This window comes from Ferruginibacter sp., assembly GCF_014377975.1.
In the GTDB taxonomy this organism is placed as follows: domain Bacteria; phylum Bacteroidota; class Bacteroidia; order Chitinophagales; family Chitinophagaceae; genus Ferruginibacter.
In genome coordinates, this window is sequence record NZ_JACMOO010000041.1 from 1 (window position 1) to 13,062 (window position 13,062).

General features: G+C 36.9%; 10 protein-coding genes. 5 read left to right on the plus strand and 5 right to left on the minus strand.

All coding sequences use genetic code 11. The features are described 5' to 3' along the window. Positions 1-392 precede the first annotated feature (392 nt). Positions 393-1,418 carry a fatty acid desaturase gene (locus H7254_RS02720; RefSeq protein ID WP_301931527.1) on the minus strand — a complete coding sequence of 342 codons (1,026 nt, stop codon included), beginning with the start codon at positions 1,416-1,418 and terminating at the stop codon, positions 393-395. 516 nt (positions 1,419-1,934) lie between these two features. Between H7254_RS02720 and H7254_RS02725 the strand changes: the two genes are divergently transcribed. The 3 genes from H7254_RS02725 to H7254_RS02735 all read left to right on the plus strand — a co-directional run bounded on the left by H7254_RS02725 (position 1,935) and on the right by H7254_RS02735 (position 6,470). After that, positions 1,935-3,239 (plus strand): M28 family metallopeptidase, encoded by a 1,305-nt coding sequence (locus tag H7254_RS02725; protein ID WP_301931528.1) that lies wholly within the window; start codon positions 1,935-1,937, stop codon positions 3,237-3,239. A gap of 335 nt (positions 3,240-3,574) precedes the next feature. Next, positions 3,575-4,279, plus strand: coding sequence for a uracil-DNA glycosylase family protein (locus tag H7254_RS02730; RefSeq protein ID WP_301922335.1), 705 nt, complete (start codon positions 3,575-3,577; stop codon positions 4,277-4,279). Positions 4,280-4,430: 151 nt separating this feature from the next. Continuing rightward, positions 4,431-6,470 carry a M13 family metallopeptidase gene (locus H7254_RS02735; protein ID WP_301931529.1) on the plus strand — a complete coding sequence of 680 codons (2,040 nt, stop codon included), beginning with the start codon at positions 4,431-4,433 and terminating at the stop codon, positions 6,468-6,470. Between the two features lie 232 nt (positions 6,471-6,702). Here the strand turns inward: H7254_RS02735 and H7254_RS02740 are convergent, their stop codons facing one another. After that, on the minus strand, positions 6,703-7,680 hold the full coding sequence (locus H7254_RS02740) for a phytanoyl-CoA dioxygenase family protein (RefSeq protein WP_301922337.1): 978 nt from the start codon (positions 7,678-7,680) through the stop codon (positions 6,703-6,705). A gap of 352 nt (positions 7,681-8,032) precedes the next feature. Between H7254_RS02740 and H7254_RS02745 the strand changes: the two genes are divergently transcribed. Then, entirely contained in the window at positions 8,033-9,037 is a 1,005-nt protein-coding gene (locus H7254_RS02745; RefSeq protein ID WP_301931530.1) for a hypothetical protein, read from the plus strand. Between the two features lie 143 nt (positions 9,038-9,180). On the opposite strand, the gene H7254_RS02750 is transcribed toward H7254_RS02745, so the two are convergent. The 3 genes from H7254_RS02750 to H7254_RS02760 all read right to left on the minus strand — a co-directional run bounded on the left by H7254_RS02750 (position 9,181) and on the right by H7254_RS02760 (position 11,563). Next, positions 9,181-9,930: a PIG-L deacetylase family protein gene (locus tag H7254_RS02750; protein ID WP_301931531.1), complete on the minus strand. Its 750-nt coding sequence runs from the start codon at positions 9,928-9,930 to the stop codon at positions 9,181-9,183. A 29-nt stretch (positions 9,931-9,959) separates the two neighbouring features. Beyond that, positions 9,960-10,478, minus strand: a complete 519-nt coding sequence (locus tag H7254_RS02755) for a 5'(3')-deoxyribonucleotidase (RefSeq protein WP_301931532.1) — start codon at positions 10,476-10,478, stop codon at positions 9,960-9,962. A 320-nt stretch (positions 10,479-10,798) separates the two neighbouring features. Continuing rightward, positions 10,799-11,563, minus strand: a complete 765-nt coding sequence (locus H7254_RS02760) for an SDR family NAD(P)-dependent oxidoreductase (protein WP_301931533.1) — start codon at positions 11,561-11,563, stop codon at positions 10,799-10,801. A 228-nt stretch (positions 11,564-11,791) separates the two neighbouring features. On the opposite strand from H7254_RS02760, the gene H7254_RS02765 reads away from it, so the two are divergent. Continuing rightward, positions 11,792-12,586 carry a DUF481 domain-containing protein gene (locus H7254_RS02765; protein ID WP_301931534.1) on the plus strand — a complete coding sequence of 265 codons (795 nt, stop codon included), beginning with the start codon at positions 11,792-11,794 and terminating at the stop codon, positions 12,584-12,586. The last annotated feature ends 476 nt before the right edge of the window (positions 12,587-13,062 follow it).

The window sequence follows — 13,062 nt, forward strand, 5'->3', positions numbered from 1 at the left end:
AAATGAACCATTTCTTTTTCAATCTGCCAAATTTTGTAGAATCTTTTTTAACAAAAAATTAATTTGCACTTTTACTTTTTACGATAGATACGCTGATGACATTGATAGGAGCTGATTTGGGCAGATGAAAAACAAATCCATTGCATCTGTTTTAGTTCGTTGAATCGGCGTTTATATAATGAATACACTGACTGGAGCTGATTAAATACTGATAAAAACAAATCCGTTTCATCCGTATTAATCCGTTCAATACGTGTTTCTATTCATAAATAAGTTGATGACACTGATGGGAGCTGTTTTTAGCAGATAAAAAATAAATCCGTTTCATTCGTATCAATCCGGCAAATCAGCGTTTCTATTCATGACAGAAAAATAACAGCAGCATGCTGTACTTACAGGTTAAATTTTTGTGTACGGCTTTTTAAAAAAGTTATTATTTCGCTGGTAGTTTGCAGTTCGCCTAATTGAACATAATTGGCAGCGAGAGTTTTATAATTTTTTGTCATCAGTAAAAACCATATCTGAAAATAATCAAGCTTTTTAAACACTATTGCATTGTTTAAGCTATAGGTACTGATGTTGGCTTTAAAATTGGCTGGCATTTCTGTCCAATGCATATAAGGCTTTAAATGATGACCGATATGATACCCATCATTAAAACACTTTTTATTATAAATGGTATTGATGCACGTAATACTATTGCCATAGATATCTGCAGGCTTTACCTGATCTATAAATGCATGTTGCGCCCAGTTACCTGCCATCATTGCAAATCGGATAAAAACCAATGGTAAAATAAAAACGGTAAGGGTTGCTTTAAAATTTACAAAACATAACAGCACACATAAAACTGTAAAAAAACATTCCCCCAGCAGTATGCGGAGCGCATATTTATTTCTTTTTTTATCTTTAAAATATAGTATCAGGTTAAGAACACCCGTAAAATAAAAAGAACCTAAGTAAGCAATAAAAGCCCTGATGCTGTCACGCCGGTATTTCATTGTGGTACTCAAATCTTCCGGTTCATTGTTTTCAGGATGATGCATGGTTACATGATGATAGAAATAAGTTTCAGGAGTTTGTCCAAAAAAAATACCCAGCACCCAGGGAACGTACCTGTTGAAAATATTATATTTTTTTTTGAATAATTTACGATGACAAACATTGTGCAGCATCAGCACATAAGGTCCTAAAAAAACAATGAGTAAAATAAGCAGATAAGCAAGATACAATGACCAATGCAACCCAGGAATAACAAAGAGGCAAATAGCCAAAGGAATAATAATGAAAGTAATTTTCAGGGATAAATAAATAAAGGCCATGTCTCTTTTGTCATTTATCAACGGAAGAAAAATGTAATCAATAAAATTAACTTTCTTCTTCTGTAGCCCTATTGGGTCAGTAAGAACAATTTCCATAGAAATATTTTTTTCTTGTAAGAATCTTGTTTTTTTGGCTGATTTTTAGTTGATAAAGCCAGCAATCACTGTAAATTTAAAGCAGTCTTTTGACTCAAAAAACTTGCTCTTTAAGATTTTAAAGATAGGACTAATAATTTTACAACCTGAAATTTTTTAAAAATTATTTCATCAAAAACAACCTGCTATTAATGAAAAATAACCACATACATTTACCAGTAAAATAATATAAGCCTGTTACAAATAATTATGTAAAAAATTTATTTTATTGGATGATCATATTCTGCCCGGTAATCCGGTTTATCATTTACCAGTTCAAACAAATTACTTAGTTTTTTTAACTGGCAAAGATTAGCAATACATGGCTTTTAAAAAATAATTATCTTTTCTTTTAGTGTGGCAAATTTAGTACTTACCCTTTCGCAACATTATTTTACTGTGTATGCAGATACCATCAGGCGTGCAGCTCCAATTTATTATTAATTTAATAAATGGTTTTATTTAAAAAAAGTCAGGATGAAAAAAATTTGTGTGTATGTAGTCTTTACAGTTTTTGTTTACTCTGTAAATGCGCAATCAGCCGGTAAAATTATTACGGCCAGACAGGTTAAGAAAATTGAAAAGATATTGTCTGCTGATGATATGCAGGGCAGGCGGACTTTTACACCAGCCATTGAGAAAGCTTCTGCTTTTATAGAAACCCAGTTTAAAAAAGCAGGTCTGCAAACTTTTAAAGGCGCTGCTAATTACCGGCAGGAATTTTTTATGTCTCAGGCAATAACCGGCGATCTTAAAATTTCAATTGATGGAAAATCAGTTACTGATTCTCTGATAATTATGTTCTCTTACCAACCCACCATTTCTTTAACAGAAAAAAACGATGTGGAAATTGTAAAAATAAATACCGGCGATAAATTCGCACAGAAGTTTTATGAATATTACCAAAGCAGGAAAAATCTGCTGGTGCTGGTAGACAGCAGTTTTGAAAACCGTTTAAAAGGCCTCCGGCAGATGGAAAAAATTTCTGCAAATCCCGCTGGTAATAGTGTTGTATTTGTTTTTGGAACTACTGAAGCCACCACATTTAGGATTGATGGAACCAACACAATCACAAAAAAAGCGCTGAATAATGTGGTAGGTATTTTACCAGGCAAAAGCAAACCCAATGAGTATGTTGTTTTTTCAGCCCACTATGATCACCTGGGGGTTGGTTCGCCTGCTGAAGGTGTTCCGCATGACAATACCGATTCTATTTACAATGGCGCCAATGATGATGCGGCGGGCACCACCGCCGTTATCTTACTGGCAAAATATTTCAAAAAACTCAATAACAACGAACGCACTTTGGTGTTCGCCACATTTGTAGCGGAAGAACTGGGAGGCTATGGCTCACAATATTTTTCCAAACAATTACTCCCGGAAAAAGTAATGGCTATGTTTAATATTGAAATGATTGGAACAGAATCCAAATGGGGAGCCAACTCAGCCTACATAACGGGTTTTGAAAAATCGGATATGGGTGTAATTTTACAGCGCAATTTAAAAGGAAGTTCATTTTCATTTTATCCTGATCCTTATCCTGAGCAACAATTATTTTACAGGTCAGATAATGCAACGCTTGCCAGGTTGGGTGTTGCGGCACATACCATTTCTACTTCTAAAATGGATAACGAGCCCAATTACCATAAGGCATCGGATGAAATTGGCACACTGGACATGAAAAATATGGCAGCCATTATAAAAGCGATTGCCCTAAGTTCTGTTACAATTATAAGTGGAAAAGATACACCTTCAAGGGTGGATACCACACAGTTAAAATAGATAAAATTTCTATCCGCATTTTTGATTAAGTTAAATATTTCCTGGATGAGTGTATGGATCCAGCAAGTATTTTCCTAAGGCAGGTGGACGAAGTATTGGAAGTAAGCCAACCGCTACTATCTGGAAAGCTGGCTGTAAAGCTTGATATCGTAATCAACTGAGCGGCACAAAAAACAAACGAGGCAGTAACGCATGTCGCTGCCACTCCGCATTTTCAATAGCTTATATTTGTTTCACACTAAATCCGCAACGAATACAAAGTAAACAACGACATCATATTTTCGATCCTGGTGGCCTTTGTATCGATTGTTTCCTTTGCGTAAAAATTAATCTACATGAAATCATTTGCAGATAAAGTAATGGCATTTAATAAAACAGTTAATTTTAAAGGAAATCTGCCAGCCGGTATCAGTATGATGAATCCGTTTAAAGAAAATAAAAAAATTCTATCCGTATCAGCTGCATTTTATAAAAAATATTATAGCGATACCAATCCCCGGCATTTAATTTTAGGCATCAATCCCGGCAGGTTTGGCGGAGGAGTAACGGGTATTCCATTTACCGATACAAAAAGATTAATTGAAAAATGTAGTATTCCATACGAAGGAAAAGAAACATACGAACCATCATCGGTATTTGTGTATGAGGTAATTAATGCCTTTGGAGGAGCCGCTGATTTCTATAAAAGATTTTACATCAACTCCATCTGTCCGCTTGGCTTTACAGCCGCAGGGCACAATGGAAAAGAAGTTAATTATAATTATTATGACAGCAAAGAATTGACGCATGCCGTATATGATTTTATCATTGACAGCATACAAAAACAAATCCGTTTTGGCATTGAAACCGATATCTGTTTTTGCTTTGGCAATGGTAAAAATGAAAAATTTCTCCGCCAGGTTAACGAAGAAAATAAGTTTTTCAAAAAAATCATTGCTTTGGAACATCCCAGATTTGTGATGCAGTATAAATCAAAATCAAAACAATATTATATTGATAAATACATAGCAGCTTTTAATTCGGCTTTACATGTAAAATGATACCTCTTTCATTCAATCAATTTATGCGCCCATATTTTTTTTATGCCCCCTCACTTTCCAACTTGGTAAACCGGCCATCAATTAAGCCGTTAAATTTTGTAAAAATGTTTACCTTGTACGCTAAGCCAATCAATCATATCAAAATATATTTATGACAAAGTTCAAGTTATTAGTGCTATTTATCTCGTTAACAACCTTTAGTATTTTCGCCTGCAAAAATTCGACTAAAGTACCTGCTCCTGTAAGAGGTTTATCCATGCAAAATATTGATTCATCTGTTAAGCCGGGCGACAATTTCTTTTTATATGCCAATGGCAAATGGTATGACACAGCTACCATTTTACCAACCGAATCCTACACAGGTTCATGGCTGGAAATGAACTATGTTACTAAAGCGCATATAAAAACCATTTTAAATAATGCCGCTTCGGGTACAAATAAAGCAGGCAGTATAGAACAGCAGGTAGGCGATCTTTTTGCCTCGGGCATGGACAGTGTTGCAATTGAAAAACTGGGGTACGAACCAATAAAACCAATACTGCAAAAAATTGATTCACTAAAAGATATAAGGGAAGTACTGCAATTTGTAGCAGAACAATATACTGTAGGAAACAACCTGCTGATTGGTCAGTATGTTGGAGCAGATGAAAAAAACAGTGCAAAAAATATTGCCATTTATCACCAGGCAGGGCTCGGTTTACCCGACAGGGATTATTACTTTAAAAATGATGCGGCAACCCAAACCGTCGTGAACGGATACCAGCAATATATCCGCACATTGTTTGCTTTAACAGGTGCCGACAGTGCGACTGCCTTAAAAAAGGCTGCCGTCGTTTATGCCCTTGAAAAACAACTGGCCGCCAGCCACCGGACCAATGTGGAGCTAAGAGACCCGCAAAGCAATTATAATAAAATGGCGGTTGCAGATCTGGATAAAAAAATGCCCGCAATTGGCTGGAAAAATTTACTGCAGGAACTGCATATAAAAACAGATTCGGTTATCGTAGGTCAGCCTGCCTATTATATTAAGCTAAATAAATTATTACAAAGCGTACCCATTGCCGACTGGAAAACTTACCTGCATTTTCACCTGGTAAAAAATACCGCAAGGTTGTTGAGCCGCGATTTTGTGAACGCATCTTTTGACTACAATGGTAAAATACTACATGGCCAGAAAAAATTAAAAGAAAGATGGGAAAGAAATTATGCGGTTGTTGATGAAAACCTGGGCGAAGCATTGGGGCAACTTTATGTAAATAAATATTTTAGTGCTGAAGCAAAAAAGAAGATGCAGGAATTAGTAAATAACCTGCAAACTGCTTTTGAAAAACGCATCACACAATTGGACTGGATGAGCGACAGTACTAAAGAAAAGGCCATTGCCAAGCTGAATGCTTTTAGAAAAAAAGTTGGCTTCCCAGATAAATGGAGAGATTACAGTAAGGTGACCATTGACCGTAACAACTTCGTGGGTAATTTAGTGAGCTGCGGCAAAAATGAATACGCTTTTCAGATAGCAAAAGTTGATGGGCCGGTAGATAAAACTGAGTGGGGAATGACGCCGCCTACAAACAATGCTTACTACAATCCAACCCTCAACGAAATTGTTTTTCCAGCTGGTATTTTACAGTTTCCTATGTTTGATGTCAATAGTGATGATGCAATGAATTATGGCGGCATTGGTATGGTTATTGGCCATGAAATGACGCACGGCTTTGACGACCAGGGCGCACAATATGATAAAGATGGCAATTTAAAAAACTGGTGGAGCAAAGAAGACTTTGAAAAATTTAAAGCCAAAGAGGCACAGGTTATAAACCTCTATAACGGCTTTACAGTTCTGGATTCAATACATGTAAACGGAAGTTTAACACAGGGAGAAAACACAGCAGATATTGGTGGAATTGCCATCGCTTATGATGCATTTAAAATGACAGCGCAGGGAAAAGACACCACAAAAACACAAGGTCTAACACCCGACCAGCGTTTCTTTCTATCTTTTACACAATGCTGGCGGATAAAGATAAAAGACGAGGCTATGCGCCAACAGATTAATACCGATCCGCACTCTCCTGCCATGTACAGGGTATGGGGACCATTGATGAATTTTACACCTTTCTACTCAGCGTTTAATGTAAAGGAAGGTGATAAAATGTTTGTAGCGGTAAAAGACAGAATACATATCTGGTAAACTTGCAGTACCCGGGGCATTCACTCATCCAATCAATTGCCCCGGCATTCTGGGTTCCTCAGGCATTCTAAAGTACTCCCGCATTCTGAGTTGCCCCGGCGAACTATTTACCCCTGCATAAATGCCGGGTTAAACATGTTTCGCCATGATGCTGTTACAGCTTCATGGCGAAACATGTTTTTAGAATAACACAGTTGGCTGATAAAGCATCTTGTATATTGAAAGATGCTGATCAATGCCAGCTCTTAAGCCCTACGAGTTTTTCACCCAATTCTGTTAACTCCGCCCTTTCATATTTTGTTTGTTCCCATTTACGGGGATCACCTGGAAATGCATATCCTTCCGGTGCAATGCGATCCCTCCAGGAATTGATGCGCCAGTTAAGCAAATCAACATTTTCTTCCACCGCCGGCGTCATAGAAATATACTGTGCCAGTCTTGGCCGTTCGCTTTCATTTTTTCGGATGCCGTGTGCCAGCATGCTGTCCCATATCAGCAGGTCGCCTTTTTTACACAAAATCTTTTTAATTTCAAAACCCATTGTGTCTGGTTTAAACGGATCCCGGTCGGCTGGCTGCGTTTTCACCCACTCATCAAACGTTTTATAAAGCTCGGGCACACATTGAAACCCTCCGGTAAATTCATCGGTATCGCTTAAAGCCAGTACACCCTGCACATTCACTGGTTTTGGCATCATGCTGGTATCAATGTCAAAATGAATAAATGCTTTGTACTCGTGTCCTGGCCTTACCGGAAAATTAAGATTGGCCCGGTCAATGGTAACCCACAATTCTTCAATGCCCCAGATGTCAACAAAAGCATCATACACTTTCTGGTTCATCCGGTTTTTCCACATGTAAGGATGATTGTAAATTTCGACCATGCCGGTATTTTTTAATTCCTTCATCTGTATTTCCACACGGGCTTCCGCATACCATGTTTCCGGCTTATTAGGATCTTTTTCTTCAAATTCCCATAACAGATTCCCCATGTTCTCTACATCTTCGGCAGGCACTGCATCGGGTACAATTACATAGCCATTGCTTTTCCAGAAGGCCCATTGCTCTTCTGTTAATACACGCAACGGTTTTCCATTGCTGCGATCATTCAGTTTTTGTGCTGTGCGTGCCACCGAAGCATTACCCGGTGTTTGTTTATCATCGTACAATTTACCCATGGTATTTACGGTCATTGTCGGATTTTTTTCCATTTGCATAACAATCGTTTTTAGTTTTATAAAAGAATTGATTTAAAAATATTTTTTTTCTGTTTAAATTATCTTTTTAATACCAGCATTTTTTTTCATAGCATCATCCTTGTGTCACTCACTTTTACGTCATACCTTTTGTCAGCCTGTTCATGCAATCTGTCTGATTTATTACTTCACTGAAACAAGCTGCAGTACTTTTTTTAAAAAATAATTACCATTTCAGCAGAATATATTTTTTAATTAACAGCACAATATTACAAACCTTCTAAACGAATTTTAATATCAAGTCCGGCCAGGTCCAAAATACAATTTGTTGTATATTTAAATCCGTTAAATATAAGCACCTTAAAAAATGAAAAAAACAGTAAAAATTTGTTACGACACAGTAAAGGTTAGCTTTGGCATGTACATTATTGATGAGGTAAGAAAGAGAACCAACAAAGAATATCCAACGGAAACAGACATCAAAAAAATGCTGCAGAAAAATACAAAGTACAATCCTGATACCCTGTGCGTAGCCAAACAAATATCAAGGTATTGCAAAACCAATCATAATTTTTTACTGAAAGGAAAAGAAGAAACTTTCAACATAATTTCCGCTGCCCTTAACTTGCCGGTACAGCATTTCAATCAGTTTCACGAACGTATTAACCAGTTGTATAAAAGAAGCAGTAATTATTATACTTATCTGGAAAAGGCAGAAAATTATATGCTGCAATTTAAGGACGCCAATGATGAAGTATATTTTAAAAAATTTTTAAATTATAAGGAAGAAACTGGTATAAAAACTATACTTATCAATTACCCTTTTGGCGAACTGGATACCAATTTACCCGCCACTCATTTTGGTGCTTATACCGATATAAAAACAGAAGTACTTTTTAAACAGTTGTGTACCCGGATGAATATCACCAACTATAAAATCTTAACAGATTCATCTGTGGTGGAACAATTTGAAAAACAAAACAAAAAGCCGGAAACATGGGTGAACATTGGTTTATTCGGCAATAGGCTTACTGCCTCATTATTGAAAAAAAATATATTGGGCAATTATTTTAGCTGGCTACCCCAACAAAACAAAATAGTTTTAATGGGGAAAGAATATGCTGCCAACCGGGAAAAGAAAATTGACTATGGCATATTTGCCCGGCTACAGTTAGCAAACCGAAAAACCATTATTCTTATTGGGGGAATTGAAGGTTATGGAACCGAAAAAACAGGCGAATATGTTTGGCGCAACTGGCGTAAAATATATGACATAGTAACCACTAGCGAAGCAGCTTCGGTGATAATATTATTTAAAATTTTTAATGGTAAAATTCATCAGCAAAAAGTAATTACTTTGTCCGAAGAATAAACTTTGATAGAAAAAACAAGTGAAGCAATAAAATTAAAAAAATAATTGATGGCTTTCATTTTTTTAAATGGAGTTATTATTTTAAACACATTAATCGAAAAAGGCTGTATTCAGAAGAAAATTAAATAGTAAGTAAATGTCAACTACCAGCTAAGGGCTGTACCCATTCTTACAAAAGCTTCTGCTGCAGGAACATTTATTTCTATTCCCCTGAATAGTTCCATCATGCCATGGTTACAATCAGAGGCCGCATAAATGCCGGGTGGGTTTTGACTGGTATGGCAAAACAACGCATTCTTTTTTTGTTCTTTGGTGGTAGTGATGTCTACATAATCAGTAGGTTTAAAACCCATGGTCTGAGCGCCGGTGCACACTTCAAAAAAATACAATTCAAATTTTTTGCCGGTCTGCACCCAACTTTGTATAGTTAGCAAACTTGCCGACTGGTGATCTTTGTGCGAATCCAATGGCCAGTGTGTAAAAACAATTTGAGGGTCTTCATTGGAAATAAGTGCCTGTATTTTTTTTACCCATTCATTGTTAACCGTCCCCTCACTATCAACCTGCCCGGCAAACACCGGTTTTGCATTCAATATTTTACAGGCAGCAATGGCTTCTTTGGTACGGATGGAAGCTGCTTCTGCAAAAGACTTTCCATGAATGCCGGCCTCTCCGCTGGTTAAGTAAATAATCGTTACATCGTGGCCTTCTGCCGCAAGCAAGGCCAGCGTACCACCACACCCACTTTCAGGATCATCCGGGTGGCCACCCACGCAAACTATTTTTAATTTCTTCATTTTGTTACCTGTACCAGCCTTTGCAAAAGCGGGCAAACTAAACGCTGTGGTAGCAGCTACAATATTTTTTGCAAAATTGCGGCGGGTATAAGCCATGGTTGTAATTTTTAAAATGATGCGATGAATCAGGGCAGTAGCATCTGCTCAATTTCTTTCCAGTTATTCACCCTTTTATGTATACCGGCATCTGCCAGTTTATTATGCGGCTGGGTAAATAAAATTGTTTCTCCATCAAAAAAATTCAAATTCTTAAAGTGATCATCAATCATAATATCAGCCTTAATAATTTCTTTAGAACCACAAAATACCATTTGCTGCCAACTGATAAATGGAAAATGTTCATTCAGCCAGGATTGCTTTTCCATCAGGCTGTCGGGAAATTCCATAGCAGCCGAAACGATAAAAATTTTGTAGTGGTCATTTAGTTTTCGCACCGCTCCCTGGCAGTCTTCCATCAGTGGCGCATGGCGAAAAAAACCAGGGCTGTTTACATATTGTAATACATGTTTAAAGGCCACTCCTTCCGGTATTCCTGTTATTTCCGCTGCTGTTTTTACCTTACCGGTTTCGGCAGCGTACATTTTTGCAAACTGGCTATACACATTTGCTATTACGCCATCCATATCAATTGATATTCTTTTCATCTTTTAAAATTCTTTATAATTTACTATTGATTATATTTTGCTATCATTAATGCAACATTCAATACACGTTGATAAATGATACCGTTTGTTTATGTCTTAATCTTCGTTTAAATAGTGGGTAACCAGCCATAGAATTTGCAGCAACATCGTTGTGTCACTATCTTGTACTTTTAAATTTCTATTGAACTTTAATTATGTTTTGCCATTTGATTGCTTCTTTCTACACCTAGCTAAGACCCGGTTCTATAGGTTTACTGCTGTAAAAAAATATTATTCAAAAAGCCAAAATAAATCCGAAATCCGCAGACTAACATCAGTCCTTAAACATTAATTCCTCCACTCACTTCTATGCGTTGCCCGTTGATCCATTTAGCATCTTCCGTACATAAAAATGCTACCACACTACCAATATCGTCTGCCGCTCCAACCCGGCCAAATGGCGACATAGCACTAAGCATACCCTTCATTTGCGGGTTATTGCGGATAGCTCCATTGTTGAAATCTGTCTCCACTGGTCCAGGTGCTACCACATTGGCTCCAATGCCTTTGGCACCCAGTTCTTTTGCAAGGTATTTTGTAAAAGTTTCAATGGCTCCTTTCATGGAGGCATACAGTGAATAGCCCGGATTGGCATACCTGGTAGTACCTGAAGATATATTGATAATACGTCCACCTTCATTGATCATCGGTACAAGTTTCTGGGTTAAAAAATAAATCCCTTTAAAATGTACATTCAAAAAACCGGTAAACAATTCTTCCGTTACTTTTTCAAAAGGAACTGTTGCACCCATACCGGCGTTGTTTATTAAAAAATCGAAGTGGTCTGTATTCCAGGAAGACTGTAACGTTGAAGCAACCTGCTGAACAAAATTATCCAATGCACTAAAATCACTCATATCCAATTGAAGCGCCACCGATTTTTGACCCAGTGCCTCAATTGATTTTACTGTTTGCTCCGCATCTGCCTGATTGGTGCGGTAAGTAAGCACCACATCTATTCCTTTTTTTGCAATGCTGATGGCCATATCTTTTCCAAGACCACGGCTGCCGCCGGTTACAAGGGCTATTTTTTTTGGTAATGACATATTTAAATTGATTGGTTTAATAATGAACAAAGCTACTGAATGCTGCAACTTTATATAGGAGTGTTTATATTTTATTTGTAATAATTTTTTTGCAGGTGATAAAATATCAGGTAGTCTTACTAATAATAAAGCTGGCATCAATCTGCAGAACAACCGTCCTCATTTTTATAATTACTTTTGTCTGCATAGTCTATTATTAAAAACTAACCCATATAACCTGTTACTATTTTGAAAAAATCATTACTATTTTTTGCAGCCATTTTTTATTTTACAACAATCAACGCACAGATTTTAACGATTGATAAAACGGATACTTCAGCTTATACAAATAAAACTTTGGTAAAAGGAAATCTTTCTGTGGGAATTGAAGGTGATAAACAACAAAAATTATTACTGGATGGAACCAATGCTTTTGACCTGCAATTACAACACTATAAAGAGTTGCTGATACTTGCCGCCAGTTATCGTTTTACATACAATGGAGGTCAGGATTTTTTAAATACCGGATATGTTCATCTACGTTGGCGGCATGACTATAAAAATACATGGCAGCCCGAAACCTTTGTGCAATATCAATGGAACAATTCCAGGGGTATGCTGCACCGGTTAACTACAGGAGTAAACGCACGCTATAATCATTGGAATAAAAAAAACCAGGAGTTCAGCTTTGCATCGGGTGTGATGTACGAAAATGAAACCTGGAATTATACTGCGGTAGATTCTGCCTTAAAACCTGCTATACAAAATAATCAAATTAAAAGTCTTCTCAAATCAAACTCCTATGTACGTTGGGAGGGAAAAACTTCTGACAACAGTAATGTATCATTGGTAGTTTTTTACCAGATGCCATTTAATAATTTATTTGGCCAGTACCGGCTTGCATCCAATATTCGATTTGATGTTAATTTTTCGCGACATTTCGATTTCGGATTTTCATTTAGTTCCATGTACGATTCTAAACCGGTGGTACCTATCTTAAAATTTTATTATAATTTTTCTAACAACCTGGTGTATAAATTTTAATACTGTAAATGCCTTGACCAATACATCCAGTTCCTCCCGCATAGTAAACAGATTCGATGTAATTCTGCAACCCTTCACATGGGTATAATCAATTGCAACTATGTAAATCTTTTAATTTACAGGTAAAGTTTTCGCCAGTACAGCGGGCTTCATTTCTTTAAAACCTGCATGGACAATACCACTAAGTAAAACAGTGCTGCCTGCCATTGCCATTCCTTTTATGAATGGGCGTTTGTTACTTATTGTTGGTTTTTGATGAAGCTGGTGAGTACAAATACAACTTTAAATTAAATAATAAACGATCATCACCGGTGAGAAATAATTTAGCGCTTCATCATTTTTATCTTTCATAAAAATGATGTGCTTACCAGTATACTTTTATTTCTTCCGCATTTTTCCAGCCGGGTTGCGGCAGATACTGATGGTCGGGCGTATAGAAAATTACACTTGGAAAATAATCGAAACAGGCACCATAA

What these genes read in the sequence shown, in the direction of transcription:
- H7254_RS02720 (WP_301931527.1), bottom strand. Translation starts at nt 1,418, where the DNA reads ATGGAAATTGTTCTTACTGACCCAATAGGGCTACAGAAGAAGAAAGTT.
- H7254_RS02725 (WP_301931528.1), top strand. Translation starts at nt 1,935, where the DNA reads ATGAAAAAAATTTGTGTGTATGTAGTCTTTACAGTTTTTGTTTACTCT.
- H7254_RS02730 (WP_301922335.1), top strand. Translation starts at nt 3,575, where the DNA reads ATGAAATCATTTGCAGATAAAGTAATGGCATTTAATAAAACAGTTAAT.
- H7254_RS02735 (WP_301931529.1), top strand. Translation starts at nt 4,431, where the DNA reads ATGACAAAGTTCAAGTTATTAGTGCTATTTATCTCGTTAACAACCTTT.
- H7254_RS02740 (WP_301922337.1), bottom strand. Translation starts at nt 7,680, where the DNA reads ATGGAAAAAAATCCGACAATGACCGTAAATACCATGGGTAAATTGTAC.
- H7254_RS02745 (WP_301931530.1), top strand. Translation starts at nt 8,033, where the DNA reads ATGAAAAAAACAGTAAAAATTTGTTACGACACAGTAAAGGTTAGCTTT.
- H7254_RS02750 (WP_301931531.1), bottom strand. Translation starts at nt 9,930, where the DNA reads ATGGCTTATACCCGCCGCAATTTTGCAAAAAATATTGTAGCTGCTACC.
- H7254_RS02755 (WP_301931532.1), bottom strand. Translation starts at nt 10,478, where the DNA reads ATGAAAAGAATATCAATTGATATGGATGGCGTAATAGCAAATGTGTAT.
- H7254_RS02760 (WP_301931533.1), bottom strand. Translation starts at nt 11,563, where the DNA reads ATGTCATTACCAAAAAAAATAGCCCTTGTAACCGGCGGCAGCCGTGGT.